This is a genomic window from Deltaproteobacteria bacterium HGW-Deltaproteobacteria-2, from assembly GCA_002840505.1.
Lineage (GTDB): Bacteria > Desulfobacterota > Syntrophia > Syntrophales > Smithellaceae > Smithella.
Map to the genome: position 1 here is coordinate 471,630 of PHBC01000002.1, position 22,843 is coordinate 494,472.

Here is a 22,843-nt window from a genome sequence, read left to right on the forward strand (position 1 = left end):
AAATCACCTAATTTACATATATTTAAAAGTGTAATTGCATAAATATTCAAGATAAACGCTCATTAATGAACGAGCAAGAAATATAACAAATAGAAAAGTAAGGAGGATTTTATGGCAAGTTTGTGGGTTGATTTACGGGATATTAAATTCCAAGTGTTTGAAGTCTTAAAGATAGGCGAGACATTGCTGGGCAAAGGCCGTTATAAGGATTATGATGCTGATACATGCAACATGGTTCTTGACCAGGCGGCAAAGTTTGCAGAGCTGGAACTTGCTCCTACCTATCCTGATGAGGTTCATCGTAAACCAGTCGAAGCAACATTTAAAGATGGAAAAGTAACGACACCTGAAGCTTATAAAAGGCTTTGGAAACTTTATTGTGAAGCTGGATATATGGCTACGGCCGATCAGCCGGAAGTAGGTGGTCAGGGCTTCCCCGCAGTAATCGCTGCTTCTGCCGCAAATATGTTTCTGGCCTGCAACCAGGCCTTTGTTATGTATCCCGGTCTTTCCCATGGCGCTGCAAGATTGATGGAAGATTTCTTCCAGCATCCGCTGCGTGATATCCTTCTGGAAAAAATGTATACAGGCGAATGGGCGGGAACCATGTGTTTGACTGAACCGGGTGCCGGTTCCGATGTCGGTGCTTTGAAGTCAACCGCCAAAAAGAACGCTGACGGTACCTACTCAATTGTCGGCACCAAGAGCTTCATCTCCGCCGGTGATCATGACCTGACCCCGAACATTATTCACCCTGTTCTGGCCAGAATCGAAGGCGACCCCAAAGGAACAAAAGGCATTTCCATTTTCATGGTTCCCAAGGTCAGATTCAATGAGAAGGGCGAACTCGGAGAAGCCAACGATGTTACCTGCGGCAACATTGAAAGCAAAATGGGCATTCACGGCAATGCAACCTGTACTCTGAATTTCGGTTCTGACAACAAATGCATCGGTTATCTGATGGGCGAAGAACGTCAGGGTATGCCGATCATGTTCCACATGATGAACGAAGAGCGTCAGGGCGTCGGCATGATGGGCGCTTCTCTGTCAATGGCCGCTTACCTGCATGCTCTGGATTATGCCAAGCAGAGATTTCAGGGACAAGATGTCATCATGATGGCTATGAAGGTTGAAGACTCGCCGCAAGTGACTATCATTAAGCATCCTGATGTTCGCAGAATGCTGCTCAGACAGAAATCCATTTCGGAAGGTCTTCGTATGATGTGTTTCTTCTGCTATTTCTGCATGGACAATCAATTCAGCGCTATGGTTGATGGTAACGAGGAACAAGTGGAATACTGGAAGGGCTTGATCGAAGTGCTGACACCGGTAGTAAAAGCCTACTGCACAGACAAGGGCCAGGAAAGCATTGAACTTGCAGTACAGTGTTACGGTGGTTATGGTTTCTGCCGTGAATACCCGGTCGAACAGATGATGAGAGATAACAAGATCAACCAGATATATGAAGGAACCAACGGAATTCAGGCCCTTGACTTGCTGGGACGCAAGCTGGGCATGAAGAAAGGTAAATACTTCATTGATTTGCTCAACTTAACCAAAGAAGCAATTGACGAAGCCGATGGACTCGATCTTCTCAAGGGAGAAGCGGCTGTTGTCAAAGATGCTTTGACGGCCTGCGGATTAACGGCAAAGGATTTCTCCAAGATGATTGGCTCGACGCCTTACGTACCACTGATTGGAGCATGCGATTATTTGAACGCTTTGGGAGACGCTCTTGTAGGATGGCTGCACCTCAAAATGGCCAATGTTGCCGCCAAGAAATATTTCGAGGTAACAGGCGAACAGGATAAAAATTTCTATATGGGCAAGATCCGAGGTGCCAAATTCTTCATTAATCGTATCACCGGGCTTGTTCCTGCTCATCTGGAAAACATCAAGAAAAATGAGCAGAGTGCGATGGATATTACTGACGACCAATTTGTTGTCGATTAAATATTCTTGGTAAAATAAACTTTGGGCGGGGAGGTAATATTACCTCCCCGCTTTTTTTATTTATACCATTTTGATGTCAAAGGGTAACACTACGATGGCGTATTATATACTTATAAACTCTTTTGATACCCAGTGATTTTTGATTATTTATGGTATTAAGTTCTACTTTAAGAAAAACCGACAATGATACCATTGTAAAATACTTTTGCAATCCTATAGCAAATATATTGACAGGGGTAATATATTATGTATAAAAACTGACGCTCGGTCATAAACGAGCAAATAATATAACGAATAGAAATAGTAAGGAGGATTGTATGGCGGGTCTTTGGTTTGATTTAAGAGATATTAATTTCCAACTGTTTGAAGTATTCAAGATAAAAGAAACCTTACTGGGTAAGGGACGTTATGTGGACTTTGATGCTGATACGTGCAAGATGGCGCTTGACCAGGCTGCAAAATTTGCCGAGCTTGAGATTGCCCCTACTTATCCTGACGAAGTTCATCGTAAACCGATCGAAGCAACATATAAGGACGGCAAGGTAACAACACCGGAAGCATACAAGAGACTGTGGAAACTTTATTGTGAAGCAGGTTACGTGGCTATGGCCGATCAGCCGGAAGTAGGCGGTCAGGGATTCCCGGCAATTATAGCAGCGTCCTGTGGCCATATGATGTTGTCCTGTAATCCGGCATTTATGATGTACCCCGGCGTTACTCACGGCGCGGCAAGACTGATGGAGGATTATTTCCAACATCCTCTGCGTGATGTCGTTCTGCAAAAAATGTACAGTGGTGAATGGGCCGGCACAATGTGTCTGACCGAACCTGGCGCGGGCACCGATGTCGGTGCTTTAAAAACAACCGCCAAGAAAAATGCTGACGGCACTTACTCCATCGTGGGCACCAAGAGTTTTATTTCAGGCGGCGATCAGGATCTGTCTCCGAACATCATTCATCCGGTTCTGGCCAGAATCGAAGGTGATCCGAAAGGAACGCGAGGTATTTCCATTTTCATGGTTCCCAAAATCAGATTCAATGAAAAAGGCGAGTTGGGTGAATCAAATGATGTATACTGCAGCGGCATTGAAAGCAAAATGGGTATTCACGGCAGCGCCACCTGTACCCTTAATTTCGGCGACAACGGCAAATGTATCGGTCATATGATGGGTGAACAAGGCCAGGGTATGCCGATTATGTTCCACATGATGAACGAAGAGCGTCAGAACGTCGGCTTGATTGGCGCGGCGCTTGCCGGTGCGTCTTACCTTCATGCGCTCGATTATTGCAAACAAAGAATTCAGGGACAAAACGTCATCGCCATGGCCTTAAAGGATGAAAACGCTCCTGCCGTTCCCATCATTGATCATCCCGATATCCGCAGAATGCTGATCAAAATGAAGTCAATTTCAGAAGGTCTTCGCGCTTTGTGTCTGCTCTGCTATTTCTGCATGGATAATATGTTCAGCGCGATGTTCTCCGCTGTTTTAGACCCCAATGCCAATAAAGAAGAATTGGCAAAAGAGCAAGAGTACTGGGCAGGCTTGCTCGAAATTCTCACTCCCATAGTCAAATCCTACGCTACGGATATGGGCATGGTAGGTTGCGATCTGGCCGTGCAGAGTTACGGCGGTTACGGTTACTGCCGTGAGTATCCTGTTGAACAGATGATGAGGGATCAGAAAATCAACGCTATCTATGAAGGTACTAACGGTATTCAGGCTCTCGACCTTCTGGGACGCAAGCTGGGCATGAAAAAAGGTGCTTATTTCATCAGCCTGCTCAACTATACCAAAGATGCTATTGACGAAGCCGAGAAGATCGACGCTCTCAAGGGAGAAGCAGCCATCGTCAAAGATGCTTTGACTGCCTGCGGATTAACAGCCAAGGATTTTTCCAAGATGATTGGCACGACGCCTTTCGTTCCATTGATTGGAGCTTGCGATTATCTTAACTGTCTGGGTGATGCTCTTGTTGGCTGGCTGCATCTCAGAATGGCAACTGAAGCCCTTAAGAAGTTCTTTGATGCGTCAACGAACGAAAAAGAAAAAGCTTTCTATCGTGGTAAGATCGAAGGAGCCAGGTTCTTCATTAATCGTATTACAGGACTTGTACCTGCCAAACTGGAAAATCTGAAAAAAGATGAACAAAGTGCAATGAACATTCCAATAGAATCTTTCGTTGGTGAATAAAAACTCGTAAAAAGAGTAATTCTGTGCGGGGAGGTCTTAAAGCCTCCCCGCTTTTTTATTCCAATTTTAAAGGAATTTCCACCATATTGGCGAAAATTGTCAGCAATGTAAGATTCTATTTATTATGCGCTCTCCTTACGGAAATGCGCATCCGATCAAAGCGCTATCTTTGATTTAGAACTGGATTTTGATTTATGAATATTTATTTCAGTTTCTTGACCAATTATCTTATTTGTGCCAAAAGAAAAAAATGCGAAGAAGAAAACAACAAACTCAGTTGCAATCAATAGGCGAAGTTTTATTTTCTGCCTTGAAGAAAAAGGGCCTGACCTTAAAAATCGAAGAAAATGCCCTGCTGAAACTTTGGCCTAAAGCTGTGGGACCGCAAATTGCTTCGAAAACACATCCAGATTGTTTACGAGGTGGTATCTTATTTGTTAAAACAGTTTCCTCAGTTTGGGTGCAACAACTTCATTTCATGAAAGAAGAAATTCGGGATAAATTAAACAAACTTGCCGGAAAAAATGTCATAAAAGAAATCCGCTTTTTGGTTGGCCACACACCCGTACAGGTAAAATCCGGAGAAAATATCTCTTCAACAAAAAAAATAGTATTGAAAGAAAGAGACAAAAAAATGATTGCTGACTGCACAGCGGCTTTAGCTGACCATGAATTGGCATCCATATTAAAGCGTATTATGCAAATAGAAATCAGTCGCCGCCGTCAGCTGGAAAAAGAGAAAGTTCGGTGAAGATACCTTCCATCTCCTGAGTATATTTTTTGTTTTGATCATAAATAAAAAGTGGTGATTCAATTTTTAGTTCTTCATGACCGCCGCTTTTCCCTTCCACCAAAACAAATTCCGCTTTAGAAAAATTATCAGAAAAAACCAACTTCATTTTTTTTGGTTCAATATCACTATCCCGGAAAAGACAAATAAGTTCAACTAATCGTTTTGCCGGATAAATAGTAAAAACGGTACCGGCAGGTTTAAGTAAATATTTTGCCGCGGTTAAGAAACATTTTAAAGAACCTTTTATTTCATGGCGGGCGATGGCTTTTTCAGGATGTGGATTTATTCTGCCTGAATTCAATTTTCGATAAGGAGGGTTAAAGATTACTGTATCAAAGGAACGCGCCGGGAAGACGTTTTTTATATCACGTGCATCTCCGGAAAATATTTTAACACGGCTTTCCAATTCATTTATTCTTGTACTTTTTTCGGCGAGAGCCGCAATATTTTTCTGAATTTCCAAACCGGCGAAATTACTTTGAGGAAAACGCTTTGCCAGAATAAGGAGAATAATGCCGCTGCCACATCCTATATCAATAGCGCGGGCGCGCGGTTTTAAGGATACAAAATGAGCAAGTAGAATTGAGTCCAGAGAAAATCTGTATCCTCGTTTGGTTTGAAAAACCCTTAAACGTCCTTCAAGAATTTCATCCAGGGTTTCTTCTTCCATAATTACCAAGTCGCCCTCATTCGCCTACCTTTGTTGGCATCGTCATCGGCTCCTCGACGTATGATAGTATACGACTGCGTCGCCTCTTCCTCGCCGCCGCGGTATACTTCTGACTGCAACTTGGTATCGAATTATAAATACAATTATTTTTCAATCCAGTTTATGAATAAAAATACCGCTACGCAGTTTCGGTTCAAACCACGTTGACTTCGGCGGCATTATTGCTCCGGCATCGGCAACTTTTATTATTTGTTCCATACTCGTGGGATAGAGAGAAAATGCAACGGCAAAGCCATCTTTGTTAACCAGCTTTTCCAGTTCATCCATCCCCCTTATGCCGCCGATAAATTTAATGCGGTCGTCTACGCGCGGATCTTTAATTCCTAAAACAGGAAACAGTAGATGATCCTGCAATATGGCTGCATCCAGACTGGCTACTGGATCGTTTTCGTTATAAACACCTTTTTTAATTGTTATTTTGTACCACTCACCCCCCAAAAACATGCCGAAATCATGAAGTTTTTCGGGCGATCGGGCCGTGAAATTTTTACTAACCGTGAAGCAGGCACTGATTTTTTCGATAAATTCCCCTGGAGTCAGACCGTTCAAGTCCTTAACTGCGCGGTTATAATCCATAACTTTAAGTTGAGTGTGAGGGAAAAATACCGCCAGCACGGATTCATATTCTTTTCCAGAATCATTGGATTCATCCTGAGAACGTCTGTTTCTGGCAATTGTGGCGGCTGCGGCAGCGCGATGATGTCCATCGGCAATATAAAGAGATGCAACCTCAAAAAATTCTTTTCTGATTTTATCGATTCGTTTTGCGTCGTCTACAACCCAGGCTGTGTGTTTAACCCCGTCTTCCGCGGTGAAATCATATTCCGGAGAGGCTACCGTTATTTCATCTACAATCTTATTCAAATTCTTACGTTCCCGATAACTTATAAATACCGGGCCGGTTTGTGCATTGACTGTATCAACATGCCGGATGCGATCTTCTTCCTTATCCTTTCTTGTCAATTCATGTTTTTTAATTTTTCCCGCATCATATTCGGATGCGCTCATCAATCCTACTATTCCTGTTTGCACTTGAGAACCCATTTTCTGTCTGTAAATATAAAAACAGGGCGATTTGTCCTGTATCAGCACACCCTTTTCCAGCATTTGAATAAAGTTGCGTTTCGCTGTCTGATAAATAAGGTCGTCATTGCTTTTCGTATTATCGGGAACATCAATTTCTGATTTTTCCACATGCATGAAGCTCAAAGCGTTGCCCCAAACAGCTTTTTGTCCCTCTTCCCTGGTCATAACGTCATAAGGAAGCGCCGCGACCTGAGAAACGAATTTTTGTTGTGGTCGCACCGCTTTAAAAGGTAAAACTAATGCCATAATTAATAAACTCCTGTGTTTACTTTTCTTGCGAAATTGATAACATACTGTCATAATCTACACAATATAAAATTGAAAAGAAGGAAGAATATATGAAAAATACTCTGGTTTTTATCCATGGTCTGGAAAGTACGGCTCAGGGCGCCAAAGGACAATTTTTTTCTCAATATTTCCCGGAAATGATTATTGAAGATTATACGGGAGATTTTAACACACGTATGAAAAAACTAAATGGAATCCTTGCCGGAAAAACTGAACTGATAATTGTAGGGTCAAGTTACGGAGGTTTAATGGCAGTTCGCTATGCCATGGAAAATGAAAGCAAGGTGAAAAAATTGATATTACTTGCACCGGCTTTAAACCTTCCCGAATTCAAGTCCGGTACCTGTAAACAATTAATAATTCCCGTTATCATATATCACGGAACCGGCGATGATGTTGTTAATCCCCAAATTGTGAAACAAATCGCAACAGAATATTTCAGCAATCTTGAACATCATCTGGTTGATGATGACCATCCCCTGCATAAGACTTTTCCGCTGCTGGATTGGAAAAAACTTCTTACGTCCGTCTGATAATTAAAATATTCTATAATAATGACAGCCGCTTGCTTTAAATTACCTTGACAATCTTTTTCCGATATTTTAGTCTCTTACGCAAATTCTATCAGATTGATAATATTATGTATTCGAAAAAAATAGTAATCCGCTATACTCCGGACATAGTTCAACAGCCTGTAATTTATCAGCTTGTTAAACAATATGATCTTGTATTCAATATTTTGAAAGCAAGGATTTTCCCGCGCCGCGAGGGCGTCATAGTGCTGGAATTAAGCGGGTTAAAAGACAATTTCGATCAGGGAATTCGTTTCTTGAAGGAAATGGGTCTTAAAGTAGAACCCCTGTCCAAAAGCGTAAGTCAAAACGCTGATAAGTGTGTTCACTGCGGTGCCTGTACCGCTTTTTGCCCCACAGGAGCGCTGGCTTTTGAAAAAGTATCCCTCAAGGTATTATTTGACGCCGAAAAATGCAACGGTTGTGAGCTCTGTGTCTCCGCCTGCCCGGTCCGCGCCATGGAAATCAATCTTCTTTAATCGCTGCGAATACTCTTACCCTCACAATTGTGAATTAAGAATCTTCTATTAAGAATTGAAATTTACAGAAGAGCGCTTTTGGAAACGCGTAGAAGATTCCATGCCATATGGGGATGAACGAGTCGCCTGTAAAAAATGGAAAATGGTTTTGTCACATTATCGCCCAAGGCCAGTAGCACATTTTCGAGCAAGTAATGTGATTTGTATCCGGGCTGGAAATAATAGTTCACTAAATGGCATCCAGGGCAATAGCTAATGATGTGTTTTTTTCCGCTGGCGGCTATGTCTTTCCGCTTGATTGAAGCCGCTCTCACGACGTTGGCGATTTTGCCGTCCGTATGTAATCCGCCATATCCGCAACAAAGGGCTTTTTCGCGATTATGCGGCATTTCGGAAATGCGCATGCCTATGGCGGTTGCAAGACGACGTACAGCATTCAAATAATCATCTCCGTTCTCGTATCCGAAACACGGATCTGATATGGCCGCGTCCATATTGACAGGTTTTGTAATACGGATGGAGCCTGTTTCTATCATATCCAGGAAATAGTCGTATATACTTATGACAGGGAACGGCACTTTCACGCCTAAAGTTTTGGGCATAATACTGGTCAGTACTTTCTGACAATGTCCGCACCCCACGATGAGGCGCTCGAACCGGTTTTCCATAATACGATTCACGAACCTTTTCGCAATCCGGTAGCCTTCATCAAAGAGCCCCGCTTGTATAGCCCATACGCCACAACAATCGTCAGGGCCTCCGAATTTCGCTGCATTTCGAAGGGCATGGGATTCCTCTACTGCACGTGGCATCATTCGATCAGTACAACCTATCCAAAGAATGTCTTTACTCTTCTTGGGAGTCGCCCAATTGTGGAGGATTCTCTTATCCACTGTGCCAAGACCTTTGTATGCATCCCTAAAGAAATTTGCATTCCAACCTTCGACTCCCAAACCATTAATACTATACGCCATGGAAGAAGGAATTTTAATCTCTGCTCGCCGTTTATGTTCCAGACACTCACGCATTAGATAACTGGGATTGGCACCCACTGGACAGCGGTGGTCACATTTGCCACACCTGATACAGAAGCTAAGTTCCTGATACCACTGGAGCTTTACCCTGATTTTTTTAACTATTTCCTTGGCCTGCACTGATGTAAAGTTTCCATATTTACATCCGACAAGGCATTTCCCGCATTGGTTGCATTTTTCAGCGGAGAATCCACGCCTAAACATCGCGCTTTCTTTTGTGAAAGAAGTTTCATTTTTCATGGTGGCGAGTATACGAAGAAGCTTTTTTCTTGTCAATGAATAATAACATCAAAATATGATGAACGGATTGTGTTTATATTGATTGATAAATAATTATTTCTTCCAGCTAATAACTCTTGCAACGCTCCTTGAGAGCAGCGATATCATCCGCTGTAAGTTCCAGCGAATCAGATTGAATTATAGGATACATTATAGATTCTTTATTTTTACTGTGATTTAAAGCGAGAGCGTGACCAAATTCATGAGCAAGAACACGCACAAGCCTAAACTCGTTGTCATACTGATAAATAGTAATTGACCGCTTGCCGTTTTTGTATTCATAAAAACCTTCACAAAACTCACGGCCTAATGTGTTTCCTATATTTTGCTGATCAAACAAATCCAGATTATTATTTGAAGCTATTTCATTGATTACAACTACCAAACTATTTATTGTTTCCATCAATGCTTTTATTTCTTCCTGACGTGCATTCAGATTTTCGTGCGAAGAAGCTAATTCATCTTTTTCTTTCATCAGCCGTACATAAGTACTTTGCGGAGCCCCACCACGCCGGTTCCACGACTCAATCTCATTATTCAAGTCATTAGTTTTTCTATTATAATCATTAAGAATGCTATCAAACTCTACTCTTTTGGTCTCATATTCAGCGTTTAAACTTTTCAGACGTAATTTTAATTCTTCGTATGAGTTTCTGGAACGGTCCATTTTGTAATGGAGGTTCTTCAATCTGTCGGTAGCTTCCTGCCGATAATCGTAAATAATATTTACCTCTATCTCGCCATCAACATCCTCAAGGAATAAATCGCGATTAAACGGTTTTCCCCACATTGCCGTCGCCATTTTTACGGCTGCATTGAATTCTTCACGGCTTAGATTAAACCTTTCATCAATCTTGCCTAAACGGTAGGTTATTGGCACATTACAGGGATTAGAATTGTGAATAGAAATGAGAATCAGAACAATAAAGATAGCCAGTAATAATAAAAATACCCAGCTTATCGTTTTTGATGAAGTTGACATATTAGAGCATTGAAGAAAACCGGAGTATTATTTCCCTGCTTGCTTGTTGGATTCTTTTAGTAATTTATTGACATCGCCAGGAACTTCCTTACTTTCTTTGTATAGCTCCTTGGTGTCTTTAAAAAAGCCCTTACTTTTATCCACTATTTCATTGGCACCGGACTTCATCATGTTAATTGATTTATCAATTTTTTCCGGCATTTTATTTGGATCTTCCAGATAGTAATAACCGAAAGCCGCTAATAAAATTAGCAATAAGATCAACGCTAATTTAATCAAGCTTTTAAACATAAAATGCAGAATTAATATTATAATGAAGACAACGATCATTATAAGTACTCCCGGGTGAGCAGATATATAACCGGTAATTGCATCCATTATAAAATCTCCTTTGCATTTGTCTGGTAAGACCTAATTTATATTAATTTTATTATGAAATCCATTATTATTTAACCTTCATAATTTATCTGTTGCTTATCTGCGCTTTTTTTCGTATTTTATACAAATACACAAAAGGATCATTTGTTTTATGTTTTTTAAATCAAAAGCTTAATGTCCCCTTGAAAAAGCAAAGAATAAAAAACCGGATATAATATAATTATTTTCACAGATTTATTTGCCGGTTTTGCCGTGGGAAATATAACTCTTCTGGTTCAAACAAAGGAAAAGATCGTCAATGGATCAAAATAGACTTAATACTTTACACGATTTAGAAGAAAAGTTTTCTTACTGTTTCCGCGATATTAATCTTCTCTCTACCGCGCTTACTCATCGTTCTTATGTCAATGAAAATAAGCAACTGGCTGTTTCCGATAATGAAAGATTCGAGTTTTTAGGTGACTCTGTTTTAGGCGTTTGCGTAAGTGACCTGATTATTAAAAAATATGTTACTTTTCCTGAAGGTACACTTACTCAAATTCGCGCCGCGCTGGTGAACGAAAAACAGTTAGCCCAGCTCGCCCGCAATTTACAAATTGGCGACTGTCTTTTACTGGGTCGCGGTGAAGAGAGTTCCGGCAGCCGCACCAAGGATTCTTTTTTAGCTAACGCCTTTGAAGCGGTTATTGCCGCTATATATCTTGATTCTGATTTTGACAACGCAAAAATAATTATAACAAAATTAATCGAACCGCTATTGAAAGATGACAATTCATCTTCTGAATATTTCGACTATAAAACCGCTCTGCAGGAACTCTGTCAAAAAAGGTATAGAACAACGCCTCTATACACGGTTACCGGTTCCACAGGCCCCGATCATGATAAAAATTTTGAAGTAAAAGTAGTTATTGTGAATAAATTAACGGAAACCGGAACCGGCAAAAGCAAGAAGGAAGCCGAAAAACAAGCTGCGCAAAAAGCTTGGGAAATACTGCACAATGAAGAAGACTAATCATGAATCTAATAGTAACAATAACCCTTTAATTATTCCCATCTTCATCATGAACAGCGGTTGTCCGCATAGTTGTATTTTTTGCAATCAAAAAATTACCGCCGGAAATTTTCCTCGTAAAATAACAAAGGAATTCTTCGACGCGGAAGTCAACTCTTATCTGTCCTGGAACAAAGACAAATCCAGAAAGGCGGAAATTGCCTTTTATGGCGGCAGTTTTACCGGAATTGATTCGGTTTATCAGGAGGAACTTCTTTCCTGGGCACACTCTTTTATTCAAAGAGGTATTGTTACTTCCATCAGAATTTCGACAAGGCCGGATTATATTGAAGAGAATAACTTGCCGGCACTAAATAAATATGGGGTTACCACAGTAGAAATCGGTGCACAGTCGTTTATTGATGAAGTGCTGCGATTTGCTCAAAGAGGCCATAATGCTGATGCAATAGTCAAGGCATTGACTATTTTAAAGCACAATGGCTTCCGGACCGGGTTGCATCTTATGGCCGGTTTACCTAAAGACACAAAAGAAGGCTTTATTTATTCCCTCAATAAGACAATTGAACTCAAACCTGATACCGTAAGGATTCATCCGGTAATTGTCTTAAGCGGCACACTTCTCGCGGAAGAATTTCAAAAAGGGAAATATAGACCTTTGGAAATTTCCGAAGCCGTTGAATTATGCCGTATAGCCTGGGAAAAACTATCCATAGCGGACATTCGCGTCATCAGAATGGGCGTGCAGTTGACTCAGGAAATGGAAAAAGACGGCGCGGTACTGGCAGGCCCTGTTCATCCTGCTTTGGGGAATCTTGTTCTCTCTTCTATTTTCTATGATCACACAATTAATCTATTAGACAAGGTTTATCCGGATACCAAAGAACTTCGCTTCAGCTTATCTGAGCGTGATATTTCTAATTTTCGTGGTTTGAATAACATGAACATAAGGGCAATAAAAAAGCTTTACCCTCGCACAAATTTAATTGTAGAATCAAACATCGGTCAGAAGCGCGGCGAAATTTCCGTGACTGCCGATTCGGGGAAATCTTTTAATCTTAAGATTCCGGGAATTATTTAATTCAAGGGAGATAATTTAATTGTTTAAATCAGGATTTATCGGCATTATAGGCCGCCCTAACGCGGGAAAATCTACACTTTTCAATGCTATTGTCGGCGACAAAATTTCCATCATCACCGATAAACCGCAAACGACCAGAAATAAAATAACAGGCATTAGAAATTGCCCTGACGCGCAGCTCATTTTTTTGGATACGCCCGGAATGCATAAACCAAAAACTCCCATGAATCGCGCGATGGTACAGACGACACGGGAAACAATCAGCAGTGTTGAAGTATTGTTAATGCTTATTGAAGCCAATACTGACGTTCATCCTCATGATCTTTTTTTAATCGAATCATTGGCGCAGGTCAAAGTGCCTGTTTTTCTGGTTATCAATAAAATTGACCTTATCGAAAAGAAATTTCTTTTACCTCTTATTGATAAATTCCGCACTCTATACAACTATCGGGAAATTTTTCCGGTTTCCGCGTTAAAAGGAGACGGCATTGAGTCTTTGCTAAACGCCATTAAAGAAATTCTACCGGAAGGGCCTAAATATTATCCTGATGATATTATTACCGATGCAACCGAAAGATTTATCGCTGCCGAATTCATCCGTGAAAAAATAACTCTTTTTACTCAGCAGGAAGTCCCCTACTCCACCGCCGTTGAGGTTGATTTGTTTAAAGAAGATGAAGAAAAAAATCTAATTCGTATCAGCGCAACAATCAATGTGGAAAAAGAATCGCAGAAAGCGATTATGATCGGCAAAAAAGGAACGATGCTCAAAAAAATCGGCACCCAGGCCAGACTGGAAATGGAAAAATTATTCGGCGCCAAAGTTTATCTGGAATTGTTTGTTAGAGTGAAAAAGGAATGGACCAGTTCTGATAAAATGCTTGAAGAGTTCGGCTTATTAAAACATTAAGAGGAATGGATGAAAGTTAAACCGGTTATAGCCATTGTCGGCCGTCCCAACGTCGGCAAATCAACGCTTTTCAACAGAATTGCAGGAAAACAAAAGGCTATCGTAATTGACGAACCCGGAGCCACCCGTGACCGCAACTACATGGATTGTGTTTTCCGGGATAAAGCTTTTACGCTTATTGATACCGGAGGATTTGAACCGGCATCGGAAGAAAAAATCCTGGTACAAATGCGCGAACAAAGTAATCTGGCTATTGAAGAAGCAGACGTCATTATTTTTTTAATGGATGGAAAAGACGGGCTTATCCACTCGGATATGGAAATTGCCAAACAACTAAGAGGCAAGGGTAAAAAGGTTTTTTATGTTGCTAATAAAGTTGACGGAGACCGCCACAAAGAAATGCTCACCGATTTTTACCGTCTGGGTATTGATGAAATCTATCCGATTTCCGCGCAGCATGGCGCGGGGGTTGATGAACTATTGAATATCATTGTCCGTGATTTCCCCCAAGCGGTAGACGATAAAGACGAAAAAGATACACAAATTAAGATAGCCATCGTCGGCAAACCCAATGTGGGCAAGTCATCACTCGTCAACAGAATCCTGGGTAAGGAAAGAAGCATCGCCAACCCAACTCCCGGTACAACTCGTGATGCTATTGACATGCCGGTAAAAGTTCAAGGCAAAAATTATTTGCTAATTGATACGGCGGGAATCCGCAGAAAAAGTAAAATCAGCCTGACCTTGGAAAAATACAGCGTTGTTCAGGCACTCAAATCAATCAATCGCTGTGATATAGCGCTTGTTTTAATTGATGCCGAAGATGGGCTGACCGATCAGGACACAAAGATTATCGGCCTCGCTTATGAGCGGGGAAAAGCCTGCATCATTGTAGTAAATAAGTGGGATAAAATTGAAAAGGATAACTCCACAGTGGGGAAATTTGTTGAGGATATTAAAGATAAAATCAAATTCATGGATTTTGCTCCCATTATTTTTATCTCGGCAGTCACAGGACAGCGTGCGCCCAAGATCTTTGAGGTGATTGATAAAGTTTACGATCAATATACAAAGAGGATCGGCACCTCCCCTTTAAATGATCTGGTGGAAAAGTCCATGCAGAGAAACCCTATGGCGCGTTATCAGAACAAACAGATGCATATTTCTTATGCAACCCAGACAGATATAAAACCGCCCACGTTTGTCTTCTTTATCAGCAACACCAAAGGCATCCATTTTTCTTACGAGCGATACCTTATGAATCAAATCCGCGAAACTTTCGGCTTTGACAGTGTGCCGCTGAAGCTTATTTTCCGGAAAAAACGATAAATTATCGGAAAACACCAAAAGATAAATTGAAATGAAAAGGAGGAACAGATTCTATGGCAAAAATCCTGATTGTTTACTTTTCCCAGGGTGGAACAACAGCTAAAGTAGCTGAAGCTATTGCCTCCGGTTTGCGCAGCAAAAATCATCAAGTGGATATGCACAACATGAATGATGGGAAACCGCCAGGAATTGATGGTTATGATTTGCTCGGCGTTGGATTACCGACATATATCTATCGACCGCCATTTAAGGTAATGGATTATATAAAAAGCCTGCCTGAACTCAATGGATTACCGTTTTTTGTCTTCCTGCTATACGGCACTCTTCCGGGAGATGCCGGTAATATAGTGAGGAGGGGTTTGACTCGTAAAAGAGGAAAAGATACAGGTTATTTCAAAGCACGAGGCGCAGACTACTATGTGGGATATCTTAAAAAAGGATATCTGTTTTCACCGGACAATCCGATTACCACGGAACTGGATGCTGCCAAGGAGTTTGGAAGAATTGTTTCTGACAGAATTGCAGGTGCCCAATACAATAGACAAAAAGATGATGATTCTCCATCGTTTGTATACCGTCTTGAGCGTTTTTTGACAAACAGATGGTTTATTAAATTCAATTTAAGTTTGTTGTTTTTCGTGAAATCGAAAAAATGTAATTCCTGCGGGCTGTGTATGAAGATATGTCCTGCCGGGAATATAAAAGAAAATCAGAAAGGACATCTGGTCTGGGGACGCAATTGTTTGTTTTGTCTCTACTGCGAGATGAAATGTCCTAAAGAGGCGATTATTTCACCGGCAAGTTGGCCTCTTTTCTCCCCGTTCCATTCTTATAATATACGGAAAGCACGTAATAATTCATCAATTAAATGTGCAATGGTTGTTCATGAAAAAGGGCACACCAGGCGAATAGATTAAGAATAGTTTATCTAATGATGGGAGGCAATAATGGAACTGATAACAGTTCGAGATCTTAAAATCTGCTGTGAGTCTGTAGGCAATGGATACCCGATAGTTCTTATCATGGGACTCACCGCCAATATGAACTGGTGGGATCCTGAATTGATTACTGCACTCTCCAGGCAATACCGGGTACTGATGTTCGACAACCGTGGCTCCGGGCGCACAGTTACTCCTGATGAAGGAAAGTTTACCTGCGAAATGTTAGCCGACGACACAGTCGCATTGATGGACGCCAAGGGAATAACGCATGCGAATATATTGGGCATGTCTATGGGCGGATTGATCGCCCAGGAACTGACGATTAAATATCCCGAGAGAGTAAACAACCTTATCCTCGCCTGTACTTTTTGCGGTGGACAACACATGGTCCAGGCAAGTGACGAGGTTATGAAAATAATGACGGACCTTAGTGGAGGCCTTGACGGCCTGTTTGACAGAACGCTTAAGCTGATGTTCACAAAAGACTTCCTTGATGCTAATGAAGATTACGTGAAAAATTTTAAAGAGCGTTATTTAAGGGCACCCATCAGCGATGCAAACACTCTGCGTCAATTTATAGCCTGCGCAAAAGCCGACACCTATGATCGTCTGCCTGAAATTAAGAATCACACCCTGATCGCAACCGGTACGGATGATCCTCTCATACCACATCAGAATTCCCGGATTCTTGCTGATCGTATACCAGGCGCGAAATTAATAGAATACGAGGGCTGCAGTCATGGCTTTATTAGTCAGGCGCACGATGCATTTATTAAAGATTTGTTAGATTTTATTTCCTGAGAAACAATTGCTCGATCTATCTACAAGGATTTTTGTAAAGTCAATCGAGACTGTTACCTTTTCGCTAATGGATTTTCTTTTGTGTTAACAAAGAAATTACGTTATTGTTATTGACCTTTTACATTTGCCTTCGGAACAACTGGTATACTTTGTTTGACATTATCGCTTTCAATCATTTTTTTCTGATCGAAAAAAGAACTAAATTGTAGTGTTACCGGAAGCTTGTCTCTCAATATCACGTCTGCATTGACCTTATCTTTAATCGGTACAGACATCATTCCGTCAATTGGTACCTTCCCCCGCAACACGAAATCAAGAGGCACATCGAAGACACTATTAATTGGAAAGGGCAGAGCCTCTTGAGGTTTGACTGCAAGGGTATCTTTAATATGGAAATCATGCTTTAAAGGAATAACCAGGCTCAAAGGAATTACTCCTTTCACAGGCACGTCCGTGTTTATGCCAAGAATTTTAATGGTAACTTTGGTTTCAAAAGGAAACTCTGTTTTTATATTAAGTTTTTCATCCACATGAAACACATGATCAATGGGAATATTTAAAGGTTTATCAAAAGTAACATTAAATTTCTGATTTACCGGTAATTTGATGACCGTCTTCACAGGTACAGCATAATCGAATTCATTCTTAATGGGAATATGGAACGTGTGATCGATAGAAGCTGAAACCGGGAGGTTGGAATCGACAGTAGCCGTTATGATTCTCTTATAAATATATCTTTGTTCATATAAACTCAGTACAATGGGACCATATTTAATAAAAAAATAAATCAAAAAAGCAACAAATATAATAAAAACAAAAGAGGCGCTGATAAGGAAATATCTGAATATTCGAGAATTCTTTTCCTTTTCCAGTTTCTCAACAGAAGACTTCATTATCTGAATTATCTTGTTGGTAATCAAGTTATCAGTCTCCAGATTATTTAGCGTGAGATTATCACTACAAATAATTTTTATCAAGTGTTGGATTGGTTATTTTCATAATGCGTATGGTGTTTAAAAGCATCTTATCCCCCATTTTCTGGTAAATATTTTCTTGACATACAGGGCCATAATTTTTATAAATTATACATGAAGGAACAACGCCCTCTCACAGAGCAAATCAATGGCGATCTCAAGATGGAATCGCTGATGGTACCTGTTAATTCTACTGATAATCTTCATCTTAAACACATCTATATCAATCCCGATGGTCCTCCAATATTCATGCTTCACGGTTCTGTAGAAAACGGCCGGATGTTTTATTCAAACACCGGCAGCGGCGGACTCGGGCCGTATTTAGCAAAATACGGATACGATGTATATGTGGGAGATTTGCGCGGGAGGGGCGAAAGTAAACCGCACGTTAGCAGGAATTCAAAATACGGACAAACGGAAGCAATTACCGAAGATATACCGGCTTTTATTGAAATGATTATTTCTCTTCGCGGAAATACGCCGCAGCGTTGGGTTTGCCATTCATGGGGGGGAGTTTTAACATCTTCGCATCTGCTGCGGTTTCCAAAATATCGTGACCTCGTGAAGTGTATGGTTTACTTCGGATCAAAACGAAGAGTAAGCGCCATCAATCTAACAAGAATCTTTCAAATCGACATCGTTTATACTTTTCTGGGCAGTTTGTTAGCTCGTAAACACGGGTATTTCCCTTCATCTCGCTTTATGAGCGAGGACGAGCCGGCACTAACTCGCAAGGGCACAGCGATCTGGATAAGGATGAAAGACTGGGTGGATCCATTTGACGGCTTTAATTACGGCAAAGCCGCACAGGATGTAGTTCTTCCTCCGACATTATATTTTGCAGCTCTAAATGACCAATGTCTTGGACATCGAAAAGATGTGCTTTTAACCATAAATGAATCCGGTAAACACATGTCTAAATATGTATTGCTTGGCAAAAAATGTGGGAATCTTCACAATTATGATCATGTCACCATGCTCACGCATAAGGATGCGGTAAAAGACCACTTCCCTATGGTGATCGATTGGCTCGCAAAATACTAGCACCAATTCTAAATCAAAGCGCTATTTTTGCTGGCGTCGCTGTCAGTTTAATATCATATTTGATCGGGAGCGCATCCCCTTTAGGGGGCGCATATTAAATAGAATATTTAATTACCGAGAATTTTCGCCAGCATGGCGAAAACTTCCTTTGGAATTGGTATAACACACATAATACTTACTAATGAAATTCCTCCGGTTCCTGCCGTATAAAACCCCGCTTATTATTTTTGTGGTTTTTAAATTAAATCCATTTTTATAACCGCAATTTTTTGGAGGGTCGATTATTAATTTATTTTTAGAAGCGTTAGTCTTACTTTTTTGCTGGAACTTCTTTAAGAAATATGCATAATTGAACGCGGTAATAATTAACGTATTGTTAAGCCATAAGATAATTTCAGTAATCAATTAAATAAAGGGGTGTAAATGGATATGAAATCATGCCGTAAGATTGCTCTAACTAGCTTGGTGATAACTGTGTTCATTTTGTTTTATTATACGTTGTCTTTTGCGCAAAACGAAGAGATTAAAGCTACTCAGTTTAAAGATGGAAGTACAATATACGGAAAAGTTATAAAAATGAGTGTTGATGAGATCAAAATTCAAACTAAAGATGGCAAAATAATATCCCGTAAATTTGATGACGTAGAAAATTTCATAATAGCCGATAATTTAGGCGGCATTCAATTAAAAGATGGAAGCATAATATATGGCAAGATCATTGAAATAGATTCTGATCAAGTGATCATAGTAACAAAGGATAATAACTCCATTACAAGGAAGTTTAACGATGTTGCTTTTTTCATCAATAAGGCTGACGAAGAAAAAAAGCCACCAAAGCATTTTTTTGCTTTGGGCACAGAAATATCTTACATCAAATATGAAGAAACCGGTGTGGAAGAAAAGGGTATGATGTACGGTCTAGTAGGTTCATATAATTATCACAACAACAAACTAATGATGAAAGCAGAAGGAAAGTTCGCCTATGGAGAGGTAGATTATAACGGCTCCACCTGGGACGACATCCCGTTGACAATATCAGGTATACCCGATTACATGTTGGAATTCAGAGGTTTAGTAGGTTATAATTACTTTGTAAAAACCATCACGATTACTCCCCATTTAGGGATTGGATATAGATGGCTACAGGACAATTCGCAAAATAAATCTCCCTCTGGCTATAAAAGAGAAGCAAATTATTTCTATATTCCGGCAGGTATAGAAGCTGTTGCCGATCTAGGCAATAATTGGTTTTTGGGAGCTAATGTAGAATATGATTGTTTTTTATGGGGAACACAAAAATCTTATCTTAGTGATGTTGATCCTGGTTTTAATGACGTCGAAAATAAGCAAACGAGTGGTTATGGTTTCAGGGGCTCAATATCTATTACAAAGAAATATAAAAATGCTGGGTTTGTAGTAGAACCTTATATAAGATACTGGAACATTGAAGATTCAGGTATTGAACTTCTTACTTATTACGGAACACCTGTGGTTTATGGTATAGAGCCGAGTAATAACTCTACGGAAATTGGATGTAAATTAGCAGTAACATTTTAATTGGTAGCTGTTCCTGACTTTTGCTGTATATTAAGTTTAAGTTAATCTTCCGCGATGTCTCCATAAAGAGGCCCTTATCCTGGAATAAGGTAATTTAATAAATTGTATGACCTTAAAGTATTGTAATTAATTTTTATCTATTACAAATAATGGGCCCTGATTACTTGGACCTGTTATCTTAAGTTTTAAGTTTGCATTCATGGTGATGAACTGTAGGTTGAGTCATTACATCTTATACCAGTCACTTATTCTAATCTATCCCCTGTCAATTATTGACCTTGTAGTTTTAAAATAAATTTGTCAATATAGCCGCCGCACTTTATATCCTTTTGCTTTTAAAAGATACCGAGGCGGCAAGGAGGAGGTTCCGCAGGCGTATATGATAATACGTTGAGGAAGCAGACGACGCAGCCAACAAAGTTCGCCAACGAAAGTAAAAGTATATCATGGAGGATTGGTTTTTGATTTATTTCCGCAACGTAAGTTTGTCTTTTTTAGATAAAAAACTGTTTGACCATATCAACTGGACAATTCATCCCAAAAGCCGCATCGGCCTGGTCGGTGATAACGGCACGGGTAAAACGACTCTGTTTCGGGCGATACTTGATCAGATACATCTTGATTCCGGCATGATAGAAATTCCCGGCAGAAAACAGAAAGTGTTCGGTTATCTGCCGCAGGATCTGGTGGAGCTTGAACCTGTACCTTTGATCGAGTTCCTCAAGAAAAAAAGCGGAATAGCCGCTATTGAAGAATCTATCAGGGATTTGGAGCATCGCCTATCGCGGATAAAACAAAACACAGCTGAGTACGGCGAGGTTTCACAAAAATATTCCGACGCGCTGGCTCATTTCAGCGCCATGGACGGGTATGCTTTTGAAGCCCGGGCCAAACAACTGCTCAAAGGTTTCGGGTTTAAGGAAAGCGATTTTACTCAAAATTGCGAACTATTCTCCGGCGGCTGGAAAATGCGCATTCTGCTGACATCCATTCTCCTGGCCAAGCCGGACATCATGCTTCTGGACGAGCCGACAAATCATCTGGATACGGAAAGCATGGAGTGGCTGGAATCTTATCTGAAGGATTACCCCGGGACAATTATCGTTATTTCTCACGATCATTTCTTTCTCGATAAAATAGTTATGCAGATTGCCGAGCTTTCCTCATGCAACATTCATATTTATAAAGGAAACTATTCCTACTATTTGACTGAAAAAGATAAGCGGCACGCCGCTTTGAAAAAAGAAATGGAACTGCAAAGGGCGCAAATCAAAAAAATCGAAGAATTTGTGGAACGATTCCGTTACAAGGCCACAAAAGCCTCTCAAGTGCAAAGCCGCGTTAAAATGCTGGAAAAATTTTCCACCGTAACTCTCGAAGGGAAAAGCAAAAGCGTCGCCATGAAATTTCCCGAGGGGAAAAAAAGCGCCAGGGAGGTCGTTAAGGCAATTGATTTGGGTCATAGTTACGGCGATTTAAATGTTTTCAGCAGTCTTAATTTTACTTTATTCCGCGGTGACAAAGTGGCTTTTGTCGGTGTGAACGGTTCCGGTAAATCAACCTTATCACGGCTGCTGAGCCTCTCCGAACAGCCTTCTCACGGATTAGTAAAATACGGCGACGGCGTCAATATGGCTTTCTTTTCTCAGGAAAGTTCGCAAAACTTAAATTACGAAAACACCATCTGGGAAGAAATAAATTCCATGCCGACCAAAGCTTCAGATCAGGAAAAACGCAACCTTCTGGGCGCGTTCTTGTTTTCGGGAGATGACATTTTCAAATCAATATCCGTGCTCTCCGGCGGAGAAAAATCACGTCTGGCTCTTTTAAAGATCATGCTTCTCGACACCAACTTTCTGATTCTTGATGAACCGACTAATCATCTTGATATAAAAACCAAAGATATTTTTCAAAACGCGCTGATCAACTATCACGGCACTGTGGCCATCGTTTCGCATGATCGCTATTTTCTTGATCATCTGGTCAATAAAGTTTTCGAGTTGAAGGATGGGGCAATCAACGACTATCACGGCAATTATTCATACTTTATCGAAAAACGCGGCCAGACAATAGCGACGCAAAAAGATAATGTAAAAACAAATGAGAAGAACACCAAAGAGACAGTTTTTAAAACTAAAGAGCAAAAGAGACAGGAAGCGGAAGACAGAAACAAGCTGTCGAAAATGAAGAGTGCCTGCAAAAAAGAATTGACGGCAATAGAACAAAAGATAGAATTGCTGGAAACAAAAAAGAATCAGCACGAAACGGCATTGTGCGATCCGGAAACACACAGGGATTCAGTTAAAATTAAAACCATTAATCTGGAATTGAAAAACATTAACGAGGAACTGGAACGCTCTTATAACATCTGGACGAAACTGAATTCGGATCTGGAAAAGATAACTCTGTCAAATACTGAAAAACAGTGAGA

At 40.6% G+C, this 22,843-nt stretch carries 20 protein-coding genes; 14 read left to right on the forward strand and 6 right to left on the reverse strand.

The window, feature by feature from the left end:
* Nucleotides 1-111: 111 nt before the first annotated feature.
* The 3 genes from CVU62_06480 (at nucleotide 112) to CVU62_06490 (ending at nucleotide 4,896) form a co-directional block, all read left to right on the forward strand.
* Nucleotides 112-1,953, forward strand: a complete 1,842-nt coding sequence (locus CVU62_06480; GenBank protein PKN38476.1) for an acyl-CoA dehydrogenase — start codon at nucleotides 112-114, stop codon at nucleotides 1,951-1,953.
* A 317-nt stretch (nucleotides 1,954-2,270) separates the two neighbouring features.
* The gene (locus CVU62_06485; GenBank protein ID PKN38477.1) at nucleotides 2,271-4,145 is read left to right on the forward strand and encodes an acyl-CoA dehydrogenase; all 1,875 of its coding nucleotides are present in this window, start codon (nucleotides 2,271-2,273) and stop codon (nucleotides 4,143-4,145) included.
* A gap of 250 nt (nucleotides 4,146-4,395) precedes the next feature.
* Complete coding sequence (locus CVU62_06490; GenBank protein PKN38478.1) at nucleotides 4,396-4,896, forward strand: hypothetical protein; 501 nt, start codon at nucleotides 4,396-4,398, stop codon at nucleotides 4,894-4,896.
* On the opposite strand, the gene CVU62_06495 is transcribed toward CVU62_06490, so the two are convergent.
* Complete coding sequence (locus tag CVU62_06495) at nucleotides 4,856-5,617, reverse strand: SAM-dependent methyltransferase (protein ID PKN38479.1); 762 nt, start codon at nucleotides 5,615-5,617, stop codon at nucleotides 4,856-4,858. The genes CVU62_06490 and CVU62_06495 overlap by 41 nt on opposite strands.
* A gap of 141 nt (nucleotides 5,618-5,758) precedes the next feature.
* The gene (locus tag CVU62_06500) at nucleotides 5,759-7,000 is read right to left on the reverse strand and encodes a DUF1015 domain-containing protein (GenBank protein PKN38480.1); all 1,242 of its coding nucleotides are present in this window, start codon (nucleotides 6,998-7,000) and stop codon (nucleotides 5,759-5,761) included.
* A gap of 92 nt (nucleotides 7,001-7,092) precedes the next feature.
* Between CVU62_06500 and CVU62_06505 the strand changes: the two genes are divergently transcribed.
* Both CVU62_06505 and CVU62_06510 read left to right on the forward strand, forming a co-directional pair.
* Nucleotides 7,093-7,575 carry an alpha/beta hydrolase gene (locus tag CVU62_06505; GenBank protein ID PKN38481.1) on the forward strand — a complete coding sequence of 161 codons (483 nt, stop codon included), beginning with the start codon at nucleotides 7,093-7,095 and terminating at the stop codon, nucleotides 7,573-7,575.
* A 107-nt stretch (nucleotides 7,576-7,682) separates the two neighbouring features.
* The gene (locus tag CVU62_06510) at nucleotides 7,683-8,093 is read left to right on the forward strand and encodes a (Fe-S)-binding protein (GenBank protein ID PKN38482.1); all 411 of its coding nucleotides are present in this window, start codon (nucleotides 7,683-7,685) and stop codon (nucleotides 8,091-8,093) included.
* A 62-nt stretch (nucleotides 8,094-8,155) separates the two neighbouring features.
* On the opposite strand, the gene CVU62_06515 is transcribed toward CVU62_06510, so the two are convergent.
* The 3 genes from CVU62_06515 to CVU62_06525 all read right to left on the reverse strand — a co-directional run bounded on the left by CVU62_06515 (nucleotide 8,156) and on the right by CVU62_06525 (nucleotide 10,766).
* Entirely contained in the window at nucleotides 8,156-9,367 is a 1,212-nt protein-coding gene (locus CVU62_06515) for a hypothetical protein (GenBank protein PKN38483.1), read from the reverse strand.
* 106 nt (nucleotides 9,368-9,473) lie between these two features.
* Nucleotides 9,474-10,388: a hypothetical protein gene (locus CVU62_06520; GenBank protein PKN38484.1), complete on the reverse strand. Its 915-nt coding sequence runs from the start codon at nucleotides 10,386-10,388 to the stop codon at nucleotides 9,474-9,476.
* A gap of 27 nt (nucleotides 10,389-10,415) precedes the next feature.
* On the reverse strand, nucleotides 10,416-10,766 hold the full coding sequence (locus CVU62_06525) for a hypothetical protein (GenBank protein PKN38485.1): 351 nt from the start codon (nucleotides 10,764-10,766) through the stop codon (nucleotides 10,416-10,418).
* 298 nt (nucleotides 10,767-11,064) lie between these two features.
* On the opposite strand from CVU62_06525, the gene rnc reads away from it, so the two are divergent.
* Genes rnc through CVU62_06555 form a run of 6 tightly spaced genes read left to right on the forward strand, consistent with a single transcriptional unit; the run spans nucleotide 11,065 to nucleotide 16,837 of the window.
* Nucleotides 11,065-11,778, forward strand: coding sequence for a ribonuclease III (gene rnc, locus CVU62_06530; protein ID PKN38486.1), 714 nt, complete (start codon nucleotides 11,065-11,067; stop codon nucleotides 11,776-11,778).
* A complete protein-coding gene (locus tag CVU62_06535) occupies nucleotides 11,765-12,856 on the forward strand; it encodes a radical SAM protein (GenBank protein PKN38487.1) in 1,092 nt (363 codons plus the stop codon). Before rnc ends, CVU62_06535 begins: the two co-directional genes overlap by 14 nt.
* 19 nt (nucleotides 12,857-12,875) lie before the next feature.
* Nucleotides 12,876-13,766, forward strand: coding sequence for a GTPase Era (locus CVU62_06540; GenBank protein ID PKN38488.1), 891 nt, complete (start codon nucleotides 12,876-12,878; stop codon nucleotides 13,764-13,766).
* Between the two features lie 9 nt (nucleotides 13,767-13,775).
* A complete protein-coding gene (locus tag CVU62_06545) occupies nucleotides 13,776-15,095 on the forward strand; it encodes a ribosome biogenesis GTPase Der (GenBank protein PKN38489.1) in 1,320 nt (439 codons plus the stop codon).
* A 53-nt stretch (nucleotides 15,096-15,148) separates the two neighbouring features.
* Nucleotides 15,149-16,012: a hypothetical protein gene (locus tag CVU62_06550; protein ID PKN38490.1), complete on the forward strand. Its 864-nt coding sequence runs from the start codon at nucleotides 15,149-15,151 to the stop codon at nucleotides 16,010-16,012.
* Between the two features lie 30 nt (nucleotides 16,013-16,042).
* Complete coding sequence (locus CVU62_06555; GenBank protein ID PKN38491.1) at nucleotides 16,043-16,837, forward strand: hypothetical protein; 795 nt, start codon at nucleotides 16,043-16,045, stop codon at nucleotides 16,835-16,837.
* 107 nt (nucleotides 16,838-16,944) lie between these two features.
* On the opposite strand, the gene CVU62_06560 is transcribed toward CVU62_06555, so the two are convergent.
* Nucleotides 16,945-17,757: a hypothetical protein gene (locus tag CVU62_06560; protein ID PKN38492.1), complete on the reverse strand. Its 813-nt coding sequence runs from the start codon at nucleotides 17,755-17,757 to the stop codon at nucleotides 16,945-16,947.
* A 303-nt stretch (nucleotides 17,758-18,060) separates the two neighbouring features.
* Here CVU62_06560 and CVU62_06565 point away from each other — a divergent pair, with 303 nt between their 5' ends.
* From CVU62_06565 to CVU62_06575, 3 genes are all read left to right on the forward strand, one after another.
* Nucleotides 18,061-18,855, forward strand: a complete 795-nt coding sequence (locus CVU62_06565) for an esterase (GenBank protein ID PKN38593.1) — start codon at nucleotides 18,061-18,063, stop codon at nucleotides 18,853-18,855.
* Nucleotides 18,856-19,278: 423 nt separating this feature from the next.
* The gene (locus CVU62_06570) at nucleotides 19,279-20,412 is read left to right on the forward strand and encodes a hypothetical protein (protein PKN38493.1); all 1,134 of its coding nucleotides are present in this window, start codon (nucleotides 19,279-19,281) and stop codon (nucleotides 20,410-20,412) included.
* A 461-nt stretch (nucleotides 20,413-20,873) separates the two neighbouring features.
* A complete protein-coding gene (locus tag CVU62_06575) occupies nucleotides 20,874-22,841 on the forward strand; it encodes an ABC transporter ATP-binding protein (GenBank protein ID PKN38494.1) in 1,968 nt (655 codons plus the stop codon).
* Nucleotides 22,842-22,843: the final 2 nt, after the last annotated feature.

Excerpts from the sequence above, each read along its gene's own strand:
- CVU62_06480 (PKN38476.1), top strand. The coding sequence starts at position 112 with ATGGCAAGTTTGTGGGTTGATTTACGGGATATTAAATTCCAAGTGTTT.
- CVU62_06485 (PKN38477.1), top strand. The coding sequence starts at position 2,271 with ATGGCGGGTCTTTGGTTTGATTTAAGAGATATTAATTTCCAACTGTTT.
- CVU62_06490 (PKN38478.1), top strand. The coding sequence starts at position 4,396 with ATGCGAAGAAGAAAACAACAAACTCAGTTGCAATCAATAGGCGAAGTT.
- CVU62_06500 (PKN38480.1), bottom strand. The coding sequence starts at position 7,000 with ATGGCATTAGTTTTACCTTTTAAAGCGGTGCGACCACAACAAAAATTC.
- CVU62_06505 (PKN38481.1), top strand. The coding sequence starts at position 7,093 with ATGAAAAATACTCTGGTTTTTATCCATGGTCTGGAAAGTACGGCTCAG.
- CVU62_06510 (PKN38482.1), top strand. The coding sequence starts at position 7,683 with ATGTATTCGAAAAAAATAGTAATCCGCTATACTCCGGACATAGTTCAA.
- CVU62_06515 (PKN38483.1), bottom strand. The coding sequence starts at position 9,367 with ATGAAAAATGAAACTTCTTTCACAAAAGAAAGCGCGATGTTTAGGCGT.
- CVU62_06520 (PKN38484.1), bottom strand. The coding sequence starts at position 10,388 with ATGTCAACTTCATCAAAAACGATAAGCTGGGTATTTTTATTATTACTG.
- CVU62_06525 (PKN38485.1), bottom strand. The coding sequence starts at position 10,766 with ATGGATGCAATTACCGGTTATATATCTGCTCACCCGGGAGTACTTATA.
- rnc (PKN38486.1), top strand. The coding sequence starts at position 11,065 with ATGGATCAAAATAGACTTAATACTTTACACGATTTAGAAGAAAAGTTT.
- CVU62_06535 (PKN38487.1), top strand. The coding sequence starts at position 11,765 with ATGAAGAAGACTAATCATGAATCTAATAGTAACAATAACCCTTTAATT.
- CVU62_06545 (PKN38489.1), top strand. The coding sequence starts at position 13,776 with ATGAAAGTTAAACCGGTTATAGCCATTGTCGGCCGTCCCAACGTCGGC.
- CVU62_06550 (PKN38490.1), top strand. The coding sequence starts at position 15,149 with ATGGCAAAAATCCTGATTGTTTACTTTTCCCAGGGTGGAACAACAGCT.
- CVU62_06555 (PKN38491.1), top strand. The coding sequence starts at position 16,043 with ATGGAACTGATAACAGTTCGAGATCTTAAAATCTGCTGTGAGTCTGTA.
- CVU62_06565 (PKN38593.1), top strand. The coding sequence starts at position 18,061 with ATGCTTCACGGTTCTGTAGAAAACGGCCGGATGTTTTATTCAAACACC.
- CVU62_06570 (PKN38493.1), top strand. The coding sequence starts at position 19,279 with ATGGATATGAAATCATGCCGTAAGATTGCTCTAACTAGCTTGGTGATA.